The following is a 16,005-nucleotide window of genomic DNA, read 5'->3' as shown; positions in this document are numbered from 1 at the left end:
TATCAGCCGCCCGCCTTCTGCGAGGGGATGAACTCCTCGCGGACGGCCTTGGCGATCAGTTCGAGCGGGATGATGCCCTGGCTCAGCAGGAAGTCGTTGAACGCCTTCTCGTTGAAGTCCGCACCCAGCGCGAGCTCGGTCTCGACGCGCAGGTCGATCAGCTTGCGATAGCCATAGTAGTACGAACCTGCCTGGCCGGGCATACGGAATTCGTAGCGGTCGAGTTCCTGTTTGGTCATGCCGGGCGAGAACAGCGCTTCTTCGCGCAGCACGCGCTCGGCCTCGTCGCGTGTCATAAGCCCCAGGTTGAGGCTCGGGTCGAGGAAGGCGCGGGCGGCGCGCAGCAGGCGGAACTGCAGTGCGATGAACTGGCCCTCGATCGGCTCGTGCGGGAGCATTTCAGCCTCGGCATAAAGCGCCCAGCCTTCGACGTTCACGCTGTTGAAGGCATAGAGCATGCGGGCGAGCGATACGCCTTGCTCGACCAGCGCGGCAAACTGCATTTCATGGCCCGGACGCGCTTCGTGCGCGCTCAGCGTCCAGCTGGCGGCGGGGAAGTTGAAATCGTCATAGCGGTCTTCCGGCCCTGCGGTCGGATTGCCAACCGTGAGGACGAATGTGCCCTGTTCGCCGGTGTTTCCGATCAGGCGCGGCGGGCGCATGTGCGGCGCGGGCTGGGCGGCGCTTTCGGCCTGCGAAGCAACGCGCATCTGCAATTCGGTATCGGGCAGCGAGACGATCTCGTTCTCGCGGATCTTGGCTTCCAGCTCGCGGTTCACTTCGCGGTAGAAGTCCTCGATCTCGTCATTGGGCACGGTCATCTTCTTGAGGTTCGCCATGACCGAGGCCATGTCGGTTTCCTCCCAACCGTATTTCTCCGCGATCTGCGGGGCGAGCGCTTCCATCTGTGCGCGCAGTTCATAGAAACCGCGGCGGGCCTGCTGCATGGATTCGCGCGGCGCCATGTCGATGCCGACCTGCTTGAGGCTGAGCGCGTAGAGTTCTTCCGGCAGGCGCGCGCTATCGCGGCTGGCGGGGATCACGGTCGAGCGTGTCCATTCGCCATAGTCGGTAAGCTGCGCTTCCATGGCATCGAGTGCTTCGTCCGCACCTTCGATCTCGTATTTGCCGAAGAGGTCGCGAATGCCCGCGATGAAGGTCGGGATCTTGCCGATCGATTCCTCGACCTCGACCACATAGGGGCCCATCTTCCCTTCGCCGCGGCTTGCTTCGAAGCGACGCTTGGCGAGCTCGGTCATAGGCTCGGTATCGGGCCAGGTGCCGGTGTAGCGCTGCAGCAGCTCGAGTGCCTTTCCGCGGCGGTGTTCGGCGGTCTGGTCGGACAGGAGCTGGCCGATATTCCCGAACATGCCCTGCGGCACCTGCGAGAAATCGAGCATGTACTTGTTGCCGAGCTCGATGCCCTCGATGTCCTGCTTCAGCGAGCCGATCAGGATGTCGAGGTCCTGCAGGACGTAGGGGTTCGTCTCCATGGCCTTGGCCGCCTCGAACTCCGTGATCAGCGATCGGGCCGCGGCGATATAGCGCTCGTCGCGGTCGGCCGACATGTCGTTGACGAGGCCATCATACTGTTCATAGCCGGCCGAGGAGGCACCGGTCGGGAAGAACGTCGCCTGCATGGCGATGACCTTCTGGGTGTAGGCGTTGCTGGTTTCGACCCAGTCCGGCGTCGCGGGTGCTTCCTGTGCTGCAAGCGGCGTAGCAGGCAGGGCAATGGTCTTGGCGGTGGCGAGCGCGATGGCTGCGGCGAAGGTCTTCATGGATTTCTCCCCTCTGTGTTGCCAGCAGGGGTGCGCCTTCGCCGCGCCTATTGCAAGCTGGTGCTAGACGAACGCGCCTTACCAGCGGACGAGCGGCGGGACTGCGTACCGTCCGACGACCGCCAGCAGTGCCACCGGGGCGGTGTGCCAGATGGCGAGGTGCTCGATCGTGTCGATCGGGCAGGCAAGCCCGTAAGCGAAGCTACCGATCGCACCGGCGGCCAGACCTGTGAGCGTGCCTGCAGCACTGAGCGATACCGGCGCGCCGCGGCGCAGCCACAGGACGAGCGCCGCAGGGGTAACGAGGCCGAAGCCCGTGCCTGCAAGGAAGCAGTCGAGACCGTAGATGTCGCTCGAGATCGCGGAATACAGGCCGCCGACGCCCAGCATCAATCCGGCCGAGATCGGCAGCAGTGCCAGCATACCGGCAGACCAGCGCGCGCCGTCCTGCCTGTTGCCGACGCTCGGGCTCGCCATGCGCACGACCGCAAGGGCCGCGGCCGCACCGACAACCGCGAACATGCCGTTGGCGATGAAGAAGATGCCCGACGCGCGGCCCTGCACGATGCCGTGCCACAGCCCGTCGAGCAGTTCGACGAGGATCACCGTCGCAACGGCCGACAGGGCAACCAGCGCCATGCCGTGCCACAGGCGGATCGGCTGCACCGGCTCAAGTTCGCTAGCCAGCGTGTCGATCAGGGAGTTGGGAACCCGGTTCATTGTTATTCTGCCTTCTCAACGAGCGCGGACAGCTTTTTGAGCCCGCGATGGATATTCACTTTGACCAGGCTTTCGCTCTGGCCGGTCTTTTCCGAGGCCTCGGCAATCGACAGCCCCTCGATCTTGACCAGTTCGATGACTTCGGACTGCTTCTCGGGCAGGTGCACGAACAGCCGTTCCAGGCTCATGCGGGCCATCACGGCCTCTTCCTTGCTGTCTTCGGGTGCATCGTGATCGCCCAGCTCGTCTTCCGCCGAGCGGTAGACCTTGCGCAGGTGATCGACCCAGCGATAGCGCGCGATCGCCGCGAGCCACGGGTAGAATGCGCGGGTCGGATCCCAGGTGGCGCGCTTGTGGTGCACGGCCATCATCACTTCCTGCACAAGATCGTCGAGCTGGGCCGGGGCGACGCGCTTCCTGTAATAGCGTTCGAGCCAGAGCTGCACTTCCGCGAGCAGCGCGCGGTACATGCCCGCATCGCCTTTCTGCGCAGCGGCCATCATGGCGGCCATTTCCTGTTCGTCGGCGATCATGGTGTCCGCTCCCGTCTGGTCCTGACTATCACCGCGCGCGCCGTGAAGCGAGCAGGGCGTCGAGGGAGAACAGGCCCCCGCCACGGCTGACGAGGATCGCGGCCATGGCAACCCACAGGATATGTGTCGCCCACCATGCCTCGGGATAGACGAAGAACTGGATGACCAGCGTCATGAGAAGCAGCGAAAGGGCGGCGAAACGGGTAAAAAGGCCGAGCACCAGGAGGACGGGGAACAGGTGCTCGGCATAGGTGGCGAGCGGGACGGCAAGGTCCACCGGCAGGGGGAGGCCGGTGTATTCATGTTCGAACAGGAAGTAGGTCGTGTCGTTGATCGACAGGGCAGTGCCTTCTTCCACCTTGGTCCGGCCCGATCGCCAGAAGATCCCCGCCAGCGCCACGCGGGTGACCAGCAATGCAAGGCCTTCGGGCAGGCGGGAGGCCAGAAATGCCGTCAGGCGATCGTGAAGGGTCAGTACGTTTTGCATCTGCGTCACCTCGTGTGGTGCTGGCGAAGAGGGGGAGCGCTTAGCGCTTGATCGGTGTCAGCGAGCCCTTGCCCTTGGGCGTCTCGATCTTCTCGCAGGTGCCCTTCTTCACGAGCTTCCAGGCGTTGCCCTGATAGTCGCGGGTGGAGGTTCCGGCGCAGCTGGTGCCGGGACCGGCGGCGCAGTCGTTCTCGCCAGCCTTGGCGACGCCGTAGCACTTCTCCATCGCGGGCTTGCTCTGGGCGGCGGCGGGGGTCGTGGCGAGGCCGGTGGCGACACCGGCGGTAAGGGCGAGGCCGGCAAGGCTGGCGATCGATTTGCTGTTCATGGCGATACTCTTCCAAATGGTTTTCAGGGTCCGTCCGGTGTCGGGGGCGCCGGAACTGGCCTGTCATTCGGAAGCAAAACCGGACCGGTTACGACTTGTCTGAAAATTCTTTTTTGTAACCGCCGGGGCCACGCCGGCGAACGATCCCTCGTGCACCCCCGCACACCCATCCGCGCCGATGCGCACAAAAATAAGGGATTGAATGCCATGAACACTGCCACCCGCAAGACCGCCGCAACCGCTGCTGCAGCCGCCGCTTTCGCGCTCAGCTCGCTCACCGCCTTTGCTGCCGACGCACCTGCCGGAAGCACCGGTCGCGCGCTGAATGCCGAAGACACCGTCCACTGTTACGGCGTTCACAGCTGCAAGGGCCAGGCCGACTGCGCCACCAGCGAAAATGCCTGCAAGGGCCAGAACGAATGCAAGGGCCACGGCTTCAAGGCCATGAAGGCCGGCGAATGCCTGACCAAGGGCGGCACCATCGGCGACCTCGGCTGACCGTTTTGGCGGCCCGGTGATCGGGACCTTTACCCCCCCTTCGTCCCTCCCGTCGCCGGGCCGCCATCACATCAGATCAAGGAAAGCGCAGGACATGACCTCCATCGCACCCTTTCACGGCTACGGCCTCGGCCTTCGCCGGACACATTACGCCGATTTCCTCGAGGGCGAGGTGCCGGTCGATTTCGTCGAGGTCATATCCGAGAACTACATGGTCGAAGGCGGCAAGCCGCTACGCATCCTCGAAGAGGTGCGTGCGAAGCATCCCGTCATCCTCCACGGCGTGTCGATGTCCGTTGGCTCTGCCAGCGGGCTCGATGACGAGTATCTGGCGAGGCTCAAGACACTCGCCCAACGGATCGATCCGCTCTGGGTCTCCGACCATCTGTGCTGGACGCGCACCAGCGCGCACAACAGCCACGACCTCCTGCCGCTGCCGCTCACGCATGAAGCGCTGGATACGGTGTGCGACAATATCGACCATGCGCAGGAAACGCTCGGGCGTACGATGCTGTTCGAGAACCCGTCCAGCTATCTCACCTTTCCCGAAGACGAGATGAGCGAATGGGACTTCATGGCCGCCATGGCGCGGCGCACGGGCTGTTACATGCTGCTCGACGTGAACAATGTCCACGTCAGTGCGCAGAACCACGGGTTCGACGCGCAGGAATACATTGCCGGCCTGCCGCTGGAACGCGTGCGGCAGATCCATCTGGCCGGCCACACGCCCGCGACGCCTGAACGCGATATCGTGATCGACACGCATGACCGCGAAGTCTGCGAGGCCGTGTGGGAGCTCTACGAATGGACCGTGGCCCGAACCGGCCCGGTTGCCACCATGATCGAGCGCGACGACGGTATCCCGCCACTGGGCGAGTTGCTGGACGAACTCGACCGCGCACGCAGCATTGCAGATCGAAGCCTTGAGGCGCGGGCCGCATGAGCGCTCTCGCAGCCCGCCAGACCGCTTTCATGGAGAGCCTGCTGGATGACGAGCGCGCCTTGCCCGATGGCTGGACGCAGCGCCATGCGGCGGGCCTCGACATTTATCGCAACAATTACCGCAGCGCGCTGGTCGAGGCTTTGCGCGCGACCTTCGAGCGGACCGAGCGGCTGGTCGGCGAAGACACCTTCGCGCGTGCCGCAGCACACCACCTCATCATGCATCCGCCATCGAGCTGGACGCTCGACCTCGCAGGTGCGGGCTTTGCCGAGACCTGCCAGTACCTGTTCCCCAGCGATCCCGAAGTCGCCGAACTGGCATGGCTCGAGTGGTCGATGCACCTGGCTTTCGTGGCGTGCGACGCAAGGCCACTGACCAGCGAAGGCTTCCTGGAATCGGCGGGCGACTTCGACGAGGAAGACTGGGCCGAATTGCGCCTCGCTTTCAAGCCCGGCCTGAAGCTGCGGGACACGGCGCATGATCTCAAGCGCCTGTGGTCTTCTCTGGACATAGCGGGCAAGCTGCCGGAGATCGTCCGGCTGACCGAACCCTCGTCCAACATCGTCTGGCGCGAGGGCGAGAGGCCCGTCTTCATCACTGTGTCGCAGGCGGAAGGCCGCGCGCTGACCGCCATGATGGACGGCGCGAGTTACGGCGAAGTCTGCGAGGCGCTGGTGGCGCAGCAAGGAGCCGAGGGGATCGCGCTTGCGGGCACGATGCTCAGGCGCTGGCTTTGTGAAGGGATGGTCGAAGCTATCGCCTAATAGGCGAAGGTCTGTCCGACCATTTCCTCGCTCATCTTCCAAAGGCGCTCGGCATTGCCCTTGTCGATCGCATAGCTGCGCACACCGCCGCCTGTGTCCTCATTGTCCTCGTCAGCGAAGTGGCAGTCTTCGCAGTAAAGACCTCCCGCGCCTTCCAGTTCATCCGCGGTCGCGACCCAACAGGTCGTCGCCGCGCCTTGCGGGATCGTCTTGAAGGGATCGGGCTTCTCGCCGCGTTCCTCGGCAGCCTTCTGGATGCGCGCCATCAGGTTCTGCATGTCCTCCTCGGTCATGTGGCGACCGAGGTTCGTGTGGATCCCGCCGGGGTGCAGCGCATAAGCGTGGATACCCTTGTCGGCGAGACGCTCTTCAAGGCCGACGGCGAAGAGCACGTTGGCGGTCTTCGACTGGCCGTAACTCTGCCATTTCTCGTAAGGGCGGTTCTCGAAATTGGGATCGTCGAAATCGACCGGGGCGATGTGGTGGCCGCGGCTCGACAAGTTGACGATGCGCGGCTGATCGCCTTTTTCGACCAGTGGCATGAGCAGATTGGTGAGCAGGAAGTGCCCGATGTGATTGGTGCCGAACTGCATTTCGAAACCGTCGGCGGTTTTCGCCTCGTCGCAGGCCATGACGCCTGCATTGTTGATCAAGAGGTCGATCTTCTCGAAGCGGTCATTAGCCTCGGCCGCGGCCTTGCGCACGCTGTCGAGGGAGGCGAGGTCGCACACCAGCGTATCGATTTTTGCGCCCGTACCCTCTGCGATCGCATCGGCCGTTGCCGAAAGCTTGGTGGCATCGCGGCCCGAGAGGATCACATGTGCGCCCTTGGCCGCCATCGCCCGCGCGGTCTCCTGCCCCAGTCCCGAATAGCCGCCGGTCACCAGTACGGTACGACCCTTCAGGTCCTTGTCCGCGAGGACCCCGTCTGCGGTGCTCGAAAATCCGAATTCGCTCATTGGTCGTCACTCCCGTTGTCGTCTGCGGTCTGGTCGGTCCGGTAGCGTTCGAACCAGACGAGGATATTGTCGGCCTTGGCCACCAGCCTCGAGGGGCGCGAGGCAATGCCATGCGGGCTTTCGGGAACGCGCACGAGGACCGTGTCGATCCCGCGTAGCTTCAACGCCTGGTAGAACTGCTCGCTTTCCGTGATCGGAGTGCGCTGGTCCTCTTCGCCGGTCAACAGCATGGTCGGGGTGTTCACATTGCCGACGAGGCTGAGCGGCGAACGCTCCCAGTAATGCATCGGCACCTCCCACGGCAGGCCGGGGAACTGGTGGTAAGTCTGGAAGATGTAACTGTCCGCCGTCAGCGTCTTGCTCAGCCAGTTGATCACCGGCTTGGCGGCTGCTGCCGCATTGAACCGATCGGTCAGGCCGACGAGGTATGCGGTCGCAATGCCCCCTGCTGATCCGCCGGTCACGAAGAGGTTGTCCTCGTCGATGAAGCCCTTGGCGATCATCGCATCGACGCCTGACATGTGGTCGGCGGCATCGTCGGGGCTGGAATATTTGTGTTCGAGTAGCAGGCCGAATTCTTCGCCATAGGACGCACTGCCGCGGTGGTTGGCGTAGAAAACGACATAGCCCTCGGCGACATAGCGTTGGATCTCGGCGGAGAAATGCGGGCCGTATGCCGCGTGCGGTCCGCCGTGGATTTCGAGGATCAGCGGATACTTCTTCGACGGATCGAAGCCCGGTGGTGTCACGTACCAGCCCTGGATCTCGGTCCCGTCGTGCGAGGAGACATAGACGATCTCCTGCACCTGCCCCAGATCGCGGTGAGCGAGCAGGTCCTCATTGAGTGCGGTCAGCTTGCGGGTGCTTCGTCCGGTCCTGGCATAGAGGTCCGCCGGTCGGTCATGCGAACCTTGTGTCCATGCAAGCGCGCCATTCGCATGCACATCGTATGTGCCGCTGGTGTAGGGCCTGCCGAGCGTTGTTCCGCCCAGTCCCTCGGCGACGGTTTCGACGCTGCCGCCCGACGGCGACACGCGGCCGATCTTGCGGATGCCGCGATCGTCATAGGTGAAGTAGATGTGCCGTCCGCCCCAGCGAATATCGCTCACCTCGCGGTCGAGGCCCTCGGTCAGATTGCGTCCGCCCGAACCGTCGAAATCGCGCACGCAGACGTCGACCTGCCACACGGGGCGCTTGACGTTGGGCATGCAGATGAAGGCCACGCTACGCCCGTCCGGGGAGAGCTGCGGCGAGGCTTCGAGACCGCCTCCGCTGGTCACCTGCCGCATCACGCCGCCGTCCAGCCGAACGCGCCAGATATCGCCTTCGACGGTCTGCAATTCCCAGCCCTCGTTGCGATTGGCCGAGACGAGGATCGCGCCGCCGTCACGCGTCCATGCGAGCGGGCCGGAATGGTTGAATTCGCCCGTCGTTAGCTGGCGGGGCGTGCCGCCATCGGCGGGCACCACGAAGACGTGGCTGAAGGTCACGTCGATGAAGCCGGAGCCGTCGCTGCGATAGCGGGCATGGTCGATCACCTTGACCGGAGGCGACCATTTCGCCCCTTCGGGCTTGGGCGGCGCCTTGGCGAGCGGCTTCGTGTCGCCGTCGACACGCGAAGTAAAGGCGATCTGCCGGCCATCGGGCGACCAAGCGAGATTTCCTGCAGAGCTGTCGAGCGCGGCGACCTGCTGGACCTGACCGCTGTCCATCCAGCGGATAAAGATCGCGCTCCGCCCGTCATCGTCGCGCCCGCTATAGGCAATGCGCCTGCCGTCGGGCGACCATTCGCCGCCGCTCGCGCCGTCCAGCACGAGGCGGTTGCTGCTGCCGTCGAGCGCTGCAATCCAGAGCGCGCCCTCGGTCCGGTCGGTCATGATGTTGTTCGAGCGCCGCGTGTAGAGGACATGGCGGCCATCGGGCGAAATGCGCGGATCGTCCGCATATTCGAGGTCGAAAACGTCGAGCGAGGTGAACAGCCTGTCGCTCTCGGCACCTTCGTCCTGTGCGAGCGCTGCCTGTCCCCAAGCGCCCGCTGCAATCGCGAGCGCACCGATCCATGCCTTCATGCATTGTCTCCCTTTGGCGTCGGGGTAGCACAAAGAAAAAGGGGCGCGAGACTTTTCGTCCCGCGCCCCAGTGAACCCCCCATCTCTCCCCTGGGGTTGTTGGCTCTGTGTCAGGCGCCCGGCGGCAGCGGATCGTCGCTCTTGGGCGCGGCCGCCTTGCGGCGCGACGGCTTGGGCGCAGAAGCGCTCCCCCCGCCAAGGTCGCTGTCCATCTGGTCGAGCTTGCGCGCCGCCCACTCACGACCGCCGAGGCCGAAGGCCAGAGCGCCTGCCACTGCGATGCCGCCGATCAGGATCGTCAGCGCGTTGGCCGGGATCATCCCGCCGATGCCGGTGAACTGCAGGCCCATGAAGACGAACAGGATGATCGTAGCCCAGCGGACGATGGTGCCCGCCGTGCTGCTTCCTGCATCGCCCGAGATCAGGCGCGCAAGCAGGTTGGCGATCAAGAAGCCGAAGGCGATGACCACGGCTCCGAAGATCACGCGACCGCCCAATTCGAGCAACTGGTCGAGGATCTGCGTAAGCTCGGGAAAGCCGAGGATGCGCGTCGCAGCGATGGCGAAGAACAGGATGATCGCCACCTGCGCGATGCGGGCGATGATACCGCTCGCAGTCGTGCCTTCGGCAACCAGTCCGCTTTCCGCCAGCGCCCGGTCGACACCGAGGCCCGGCAGCACTTCCTTGGCGATCTGCACCACGAACTTGCTGATCAGGTAGCCGATGCCAAGCAGGATAGCGGCTGCGATAATGTTCGGGATGGCCGCGAAGATCATCCGCAGCATGTCCGAAGCCGGATCGCTGATCGACTGGATCTGCAGCTGTTCGAGCGCCGCAATCGCCACCGGAATGGCGATCAGGACATAGGCGATTGTGCCGATGGTCTTGCTGATCGCGGTATTGCCGGTGACGTTGTCGACACCGCCGCGATTTGCCCATTTGTCGAAATCGACTGCCTGCAGCGTGGTGACCACGAGATCGCGAACGATCCGCGCCACCATCATGCCGATGAAGAAGATCAGGCCCGCCCACAGCAGGTTGGGCAGGAAGTCGACGACATTCTCGAGCAGGCTGTTGATCGGTCCTGCGACCCCGCCGAGTTCGAGAATGTTGAGCACGATGAGCAGGCCGAACAGCCAGATCAGCAAGGACACGATCTTGCCGAGCGATTCACCCAGAGAAGTGCCGTTGCCGGTCCCGCGCTTGAAGAAGTCGACCGTGTCGACAAGCTTGGCAAAGGCCCATTTCGCCGCGCGTGCGGCAAGCCATGTGACGACCAGTGCAACCACTGCGAAAAGGAGCTTCTCTCCAAGCTCCATCGCCAATTGCTGGTCAAAGCGATATCTATCCAGAATCATGAAACCTCTCCCCATTGGTTTCCGTAACGTCAGGGCTATCACGCGTGTCGGATTTAACCAAAACATGCCTTGGGGATTGAGTGGATAACTCAAGGTGCTATCCCGGCGGAATGAGAGGATTTTTCACCCAGCTCGCCGCTGTTTTCGCGCTCGCGATTGCCGCCTGTCCGGTACCGGCCCTTGCCGATAATCACGAAGGGCAATGGTCCATCGCGATCCATGGCGGGGCGGGGACCATCGCGCGCGAGAACATGAGCGCGGAAGCCGAGGCGGAATATCGCGCGGGCTTGCAGGTCGCTCTCGATGCCGGGGCGAAGGTGCTGGCAGACGGCGGCACAGCCATGGATGCAGTCGAGGCGGTGATCCTCATCCTCGAGGACGATCCCAAGTTCAACGCCGGTCGCGGCGCGGTCTACACTTGGGAAGGCAACCACGAACTCGACGCCTCGATCATGGATGGGCGCGACCGGAATGCAGGCGCAGTGGCGGGCGTCACCAATGTCCGCAATCCCATCCTGCTGGCGCGCAAGGTGATGACCGACAGCCCGCATGTCATGCTCTCGGGCGAGGGGGCGGAGACTTTCGCTGCCGAACAGGGCCTCGACCTCGTGCCGGGCGAGTATTTCGATACCGACAGCCGCCGCGAAGCGCTCGAGCGGATGAAGGCTGACAAGCTTTCCGCGATCGATGTCGACATCAAGTTCGGCACGGTCGGCGCCGTCGCGCTCGACACGCATGGCAATCTTGCCGCGGGCACCTCGACCGGCGGCATGACCGGCAAGCGCTGGAACCGCATCGGCGATGCGCCGGTGATCGGGGCGGGCACCTATGCCGACAACCGCAGCTGCGCCGTCTCTGCGACCGGCTGGGGCGAGTACTTCATCCGCGTCGGCGTGGCGCACGAGATCTGCACGCGGCTACGCCATCGTTTCGACATGGATGTCGTCGTGGCCCGTGTGACGACCCCTGTAGATCGCGACGGAAATCCGGAATATTTCGTCCATGCCTCGGAAATGATGCTCGAAGAAAGCGCCGCGCAGGAAGAAGCCGATGCGGTGATGGGCGAGGTGAAGGAACTTGGCGGCGACGGCGGGATCATCCTCGTCACTCCCGAAGGCCATGCGCTTTACAGCTTCAATACCAGCGGCATGTACCGCGGCCGCGCCACTAGCGAAGGTGTCAACGAAGTCGCGATCTACGGCGACGAATAGAGATCACGAGTCGCTGCGCCGCAACAAAGCGGGCTTGCCGATTGAATGTCCTATAACTCAAGGGCTTGTCGCCGCGCTTTGACTCGCGTGGGTGCCGGGTGCAGATTTCGTGCAGCGTTGGGGAATAATCTTACAACTTACGGGCCGCAAAGGCCCTGACGCCTTTCTTGGGTCGCAGCACTCAATGAGAGGATTCCCGCATGAAACATCTTTTGAAAAGTGCCTTGGTGGCTTCCGCGCTGGCCTTCGCCGTCCCGCACGCTGCCGTCGCGCAGGACGAGTACCCGTTGACCGGTGCCGAATGGATCGAGGTTACTGGGATCAGCATCGAAGACGGCGGGGGCTACAAATACGCGACCTGGCTCGCGACAGAATGGCGCAAGCGGATGGACTATGCCGTCTCGCAAGGTTGGATCGAAAGCTACGAGATCTGGTCGAACAGCCATGGTCGCGCTGACGAACCCGACCTCTGGCTGATTACTCGCTTCGATAGTTTCGAAAGCAATGAGGAGTGGGAGGCGCGTAACCGCCAGATGCGTGCATACATGCAGCGCAATATCCAGCAGCTGCAAACCGAAAGCGGCGACCGCGCGAAATATCGAACAGTCTTGGGCGATGTACTGATCAAGCGCCTCGTCTGGCGCGATTGACGCAGCGAAAGTGTGCGGGCGGGGCGTTTGTGCGCTCCGCCCGTGACGCCTATCCCCGCTTCCTTGCCTGCGCATAGCTGCCCAGCAGCCTCACGCCGTTTGTCTGGAATTCCAGTTCTTCAAGCGCAGTGTCGACCCGCGGGTCTCCCGGCGCGCCCTCGATATCGGCGTAGAAGCGTGTCGCGGCGAAGCTGGCGCCCTTCTGGTAGCTTTCCAGCTTGGTCATGTTGACGCCGTTGGTCGCAAAGCAGCCGAGCGCCTTGTAGAGCGCGGCAGGCACGTTCTTCACTTCGAAGATGAAGGTGGTCATCGCGGTTTCCGCCTCGATACCCGCAGGGTCGCGCGGTTCTTTCGCAAGCACGACGAAGCGGGTGGTATTGTCATGTGCGTCCTCGACCTCGTTCTCGATCACGTCGAGCCCGTAGAGCTCGGCAGCCATCGGCGGAGCGATTGCGCAGAATTTCGGATCCTGCATCTCGGCCACATAGGCCGCGGCACCAGCCGTATCGGCATGGGCGAGCGCGACGATACCGCGTTCTTGAAGGAAGTGGCGCGACTGGCCCAGCGCCTGCGGGTGACTGTATGCGGCTTCGAACGGCCCCGACCCGGTCGCCATCAGCGCATGGGTGATGCGCATGAAATGTTCGGCCACGATCGACAGCCCGCTTTCGGGCAACAGGAAGTGGATGTCCGACACGCGGCCATGCTGGCTGTTCTCGATCGGGATCATCGCGCAGCCGGCAAGACCCTGTTTCACCGCGTCGAGCGCGTCCTCGAAACCCATGTAGGGAAGCGGCAGGCATTCGGGATCGAACTGCATCGCAGCTTGGTGCGAGTTCGAGCCCGGTGCGCCGCCAAAGGCGATGGCGCGTGCGGGATGGGTCGCGGCCGCCTGCCGCATGCTGTCGACCATTTCGATCGCGGGTCTTGCAAAAGTACGCATCAAAGCTGCTGCTATCGGCGGCTTTCCGGCACCGCAAGCGTAATTGCGAGCCTTGCACTTGCGCGAGCGCGCCCACGGCACTAGAGCGACGCGCAACCAACAGATCACTCGGATTCTCGCAGGCAATCACGCAATGGACGACCGTTTCAACACCGCATCCGGCTGGGTTCTCTTCTCCGGCATCGTCGCACTCGCCGCCTCAATCGGCGCGGGCATGTATTTCCATGCCGACAGCTACGACTATCCCGAAGACAAGGACTTCGGTTATTTCGTGGAAGCTGAGGAAGAAGAAGGCGGCGCCGACGCAGGGCCCGATCTCGGTACGCTGCTCGCTTCGGCCGATGCTGCTGCCGGCGAGCGTGTCTTTGCCAAGTGCACCGCTTGTCACACGATCGACCAGGGCGGTGCCAACGGCATCGGTCCAAACCTTTACGGCGTGATGGGCAAGGCCATCGGCAGCCACGCTCCGGGCTTCGCCTATTCCTCGGCCCTTTCGGACCACGGTGGCGAATGGACCTGGGAAAACATGGATGCATGGCTCACCAGCCCCCGCGGCTTTGCCAATGGCACCAAGATGAGCTTCGCCGGTCTTTCCAAGGCTGAAGATCGCGCCAATGTCATGGAATTCATGGCGACTTATGGCGGCGCACCGGCCAAGCCGGAACCGGCCGCTCCTGCCGCCGAGGAAGGCGCCGAGGGCGTAGCCGTCGAAGGCGAAGAGCCGAGCGAAGCCGAAGCCGCTGGCGCAATGGGCGCCGACGAACCGGTCGCTTCGGCCAATGCTGCTGGCGACAACGAAGGCGCGACCAAGGTCGACTGATCTTCGTCTGAATGCTGAAACGAAAAACCCCGCCTTCGAGCGGGGTTTTTTGTACCTGCCTTCAGCCCTTGAAGCCCTGGGCGATCACGTACCACTCGCTCGAACCCTTGCGGCTCGCGGGCGGCTTGGCGTGTTTCACTGTCTTGAAGTGCTTCTTGAGCAGGTCGAGCAGGTCCTTGTCGGTTCCGCCGGCGAGCACCTTGGCAAGGAAAGTCCCGCCCTTTTCGAGGTTCTCGATCGCGAACCATGCGCCTGCCTCGACGAGGCCCATCGTGCGCAGGTGATCGGTCTGCTTGTGGCCCACCGTGTTGGCGGCCATGTCGCTCATGACGAGGTCGGCCTTGCCGCCCATGGCTTCCTCGAGCACGCGCGGCGCATCGTCGTCCATGAAATCCATCTGGAAGATCGTGACACCCTCGATCGGCTCGACTTCAAGGAGGTCGATGCCGACGACATGCGCTTTGGGCACGACCTTGCGCGCAACCTGGCTCCACCCGCCCGGCGCAATGCCGAGATCGACGATCCGCTTCGCACCGCGCAGCAGGCCGAATTTCTCGTCCATTTCGATCAGCTTGTAGGCCGCGCGGCTGCGATAGCCGTCGGCCTTGGCTTGCTTCACATAGGGATCGTTGAGTTGCCGCTGCAGCCAGCGGGTAGAGGATTCGCTGCGCTTCTTCGCGGTGCGGACGCGTGTGTCCTTGTCCTTGCCCGATCTAGACATCCTGTTCCCTCATGCGTTGCAGGGCGGCGCGGCTCCGGTCGCCGTCGGCATCCGCTGCCATGAGGCTGCGCAAGATGCCTTCGCGAATGCCGCGGTCGGCCACGCCCAGTGTCTGTGACGGCCAGATGTCGAGAATGCTTTCGAGGATCGCACAGCCCGCCACCACCAGGTTCGCGCGGTCATCGCCGATGCAGGGAAGCTGGCGGCGTTCCGGCCCGCTCATATGCGACAGCTTGACCGAAATCTCGCGCATGTCGCTGCTGTCGACGATCAATCCGTCGACCGCCTGCCGGTCGTATTGCGGAAGTTCGAGATGGAGGCTGGCCAGCGTCGTCACCGTCCCGCTGGTGCCCAGCAGGCGTATAGGATCGGGGCCCTTGGCAAATTCCCGGATGCGCTCTGCAAAGGGGGCGAAGCTGCCGAGCACGGTCTTTCGCATGCGCTTGTACCGGTCGAGCCGCTCTTCCTCGCTGTCATCGGATCCGGTGACCGTATCGGTCAGCGAGACGACGCCCCATGGCACGCTCATCCAGTCGAGGATGCGCGGAACAGCGCCGCTCGGTTCGACGAGCACTAGCTCGGTAGAACCACCACCGATGTCGAAGATCACCGCCGGTCCAGCGCCGTCCTCGAGAAGGACGTGGCAGCCCAGGACGGCGAGCCGCGCTTCTTCCTGTGCGGAGATGATGTCGAGCACGATGCCCGTCTCGCGCTGGACCCGTTCGATGAACTCGGCTCCGTTGGATGCCCTGCGGCATGCCTCGGTCGCGACGGAACGCGCGAGGTGGACATGGCGGCGGCGCAGCTTTTCGGCGCAGACGTGTAGGGCGGCCAGCGTGCGTTCCATCGCTTCGTCCGAAAGCCTGCCGCTGGCGGCGAGACCTTCGCCAAGCCGCACGACGCGGCTGAAGGCATCGATCACGGTGAAGTTCTCGCCCGAGGGACGCGCGATCAGCAGGCGGCAATTGTTGGTGCCCAGATCGAGCGCGGCATAGGCCTGCCGCCGGGCGCGAGGATGGCTTGCTGGTCGGGAATTAGGACGCGGAGCCGCCCCGTTCGGGCGTGCAGCAATCTCGAGCTGCGGGGCTTTTCGGCCCTTGGACCTGGAGGGGCGCTTGTAGCGGAAATCGGCTACCTTGCCGGACGTGCCGCCCCGTTTTTTTTCCTGGCCCCGATTTGTGTCCGGCGGAATGTGATCCGCCATGGGGTATCTTTCATTA

17 protein-coding genes are annotated in these 16,005 nt (G+C 63.6%); 6 read left to right on the top strand and 11 right to left on the bottom strand.

The genetic code is table 11. The features are described 5' to 3' along the window. Positions 1–2: 2 nt before the first annotated feature. From K3165_RS12085 to K3165_RS12065, 5 genes are all read right to left on the bottom strand, one after another. Positions 3–1,781 carry a DUF885 domain-containing protein gene (locus tag K3165_RS12085; protein ID WP_221549150.1) on the bottom strand — a complete coding sequence of 593 codons (1,779 nt, stop codon included), beginning with the start codon at positions 1,779–1,781 and terminating at the stop codon, positions 3–5. Between the two features lie 78 nt (positions 1,782–1,859). Next, entirely contained in the window at positions 1,860–2,501 is a 642-nt protein-coding gene (locus K3165_RS12080; RefSeq protein WP_221549149.1) for a DUF1109 domain-containing protein, read from the bottom strand. A 2-nt stretch (positions 2,502–2,503) separates the two neighbouring features. Next, positions 2,504–3,034: a sigma-70 family RNA polymerase sigma factor gene (locus K3165_RS12075; protein WP_221549148.1), complete on the bottom strand. Its 531-nt coding sequence runs from the start codon at positions 3,032–3,034 to the stop codon at positions 2,504–2,506. Between the two features lie 28 nt (positions 3,035–3,062). Continuing rightward, a complete protein-coding gene (locus K3165_RS12070; RefSeq protein ID WP_221549147.1) occupies positions 3,063–3,521 on the bottom strand; it encodes a DoxX family protein in 459 nt (152 codons plus the stop codon). Positions 3,522–3,561: 40 nt separating this feature from the next. Then, positions 3,562–3,849: a BufA1 family periplasmic bufferin-type metallophore gene (locus K3165_RS12065; protein ID WP_221549146.1), complete on the bottom strand. Its 288-nt coding sequence runs from the start codon at positions 3,847–3,849 to the stop codon at positions 3,562–3,564. A gap of 207 nt (positions 3,850–4,056) precedes the next feature. Here K3165_RS12065 and bufA2 point away from each other — a divergent pair, with 207 nt between their 5' ends. The 3 genes from bufA2 to K3165_RS12050 all read left to right on the top strand — a co-directional run bounded on the left by bufA2 (position 4,057) and on the right by K3165_RS12050 (position 6,054). Further along, a complete protein-coding gene (bufA2, locus tag K3165_RS12060) occupies positions 4,057–4,347 on the top strand; it encodes a BufA2 family periplasmic bufferin-type metallophore (RefSeq protein WP_221549145.1) in 291 nt (96 codons plus the stop codon). Positions 4,348–4,441: 94 nt separating this feature from the next. Further along, complete coding sequence (gene bufB / locus K3165_RS12055) at positions 4,442–5,290, top strand: MNIO family bufferin maturase (protein WP_221549144.1); 849 nt, start codon at positions 4,442–4,444, stop codon at positions 5,288–5,290. Beyond that, positions 5,287–6,054, top strand: coding sequence for an HvfC/BufC N-terminal domain-containing protein (locus K3165_RS12050; RefSeq protein ID WP_221549143.1), 768 nt, complete (start codon positions 5,287–5,289; stop codon positions 6,052–6,054). Before bufB ends, K3165_RS12050 begins: the two co-directional genes overlap by 4 nt. Here the strand turns inward: K3165_RS12050 and K3165_RS12045 are convergent. The 3 genes from K3165_RS12045 to K3165_RS12035 form a co-directional block, all read right to left on the bottom strand. Next, complete coding sequence (locus tag K3165_RS12045) at positions 6,051–7,013, bottom strand: SDR family NAD(P)-dependent oxidoreductase (RefSeq protein WP_221549142.1); 963 nt, start codon at positions 7,011–7,013, stop codon at positions 6,051–6,053. The genes K3165_RS12050 and K3165_RS12045 overlap by 4 nt on opposite strands. Beyond that, the gene (locus K3165_RS12040) at positions 7,010–9,082 is read right to left on the bottom strand and encodes a S9 family peptidase (protein WP_221549141.1); all 2,073 of its coding nucleotides are present in this window, start codon (positions 9,080–9,082) and stop codon (positions 7,010–7,012) included. The genes K3165_RS12045 and K3165_RS12040 overlap by 4 nt, the downstream gene beginning before the upstream one ends. A gap of 110 nt (positions 9,083–9,192) precedes the next feature. Continuing rightward, a complete protein-coding gene (locus K3165_RS12035; protein WP_221549140.1) occupies positions 9,193–10,440 on the bottom strand; it encodes a mechanosensitive ion channel in 1,248 nt (415 codons plus the stop codon). 110 nt (positions 10,441–10,550) lie between these two features. Here K3165_RS12035 and K3165_RS12030 point away from each other — a divergent pair, with 110 nt between their 5' ends. Continuing rightward, on the top strand, positions 10,551–11,651 hold the full coding sequence (locus K3165_RS12030) for an isoaspartyl peptidase/L-asparaginase family protein (protein ID WP_221549139.1): 1,101 nt from the start codon (positions 10,551–10,553) through the stop codon (positions 11,649–11,651). 200 nt (positions 11,652–11,851) lie between these two features. Continuing rightward, a complete protein-coding gene (locus tag K3165_RS12025) occupies positions 11,852–12,301 on the top strand; it encodes a hypothetical protein (protein ID WP_221549138.1) in 450 nt (149 codons plus the stop codon). A 49-nt stretch (positions 12,302–12,350) separates the two neighbouring features. On the opposite strand, the gene K3165_RS12020 is transcribed toward K3165_RS12025, so the two are convergent. Then, the gene (locus K3165_RS12020; RefSeq protein ID WP_221549137.1) at positions 12,351–13,244 is read right to left on the bottom strand and encodes a prephenate dehydratase; all 894 of its coding nucleotides are present in this window, start codon (positions 13,242–13,244) and stop codon (positions 12,351–12,353) included. A gap of 133 nt (positions 13,245–13,377) precedes the next feature. On the opposite strand from K3165_RS12020, the gene K3165_RS12015 reads away from it, so the two are divergent. Beyond that, a complete protein-coding gene (locus tag K3165_RS12015) occupies positions 13,378–14,064 on the top strand; it encodes a c-type cytochrome (protein WP_221549136.1) in 687 nt (228 codons plus the stop codon). Positions 14,065–14,125: 61 nt separating this feature from the next. Here K3165_RS12015 and K3165_RS12010 read toward each other — a convergent pair whose 3' ends face one another. Beyond that, positions 14,126–14,785, bottom strand: coding sequence for an RlmE family RNA methyltransferase (locus tag K3165_RS12010; protein ID WP_221549135.1), 660 nt, complete (start codon positions 14,783–14,785; stop codon positions 14,126–14,128). After that, positions 14,778–15,989, bottom strand: coding sequence for a Ppx/GppA phosphatase family protein (locus K3165_RS12005; RefSeq protein WP_221549134.1), 1,212 nt, complete (start codon positions 15,987–15,989; stop codon positions 14,778–14,780). Before K3165_RS12005 ends, K3165_RS12010 begins: the two co-directional genes overlap by 8 nt. Between the last annotated feature and the right edge of the window lie 16 nt (positions 15,990–16,005).

It is taken from the genome of Qipengyuania xiamenensis (assembly GCF_019711495.1).
Classification (GTDB): domain Bacteria; phylum Pseudomonadota; class Alphaproteobacteria; order Sphingomonadales; family Sphingomonadaceae; genus Qipengyuania; species Qipengyuania xiamenensis.
This window is presented reverse-complemented; position numbering and strand designations above follow the sequence as displayed.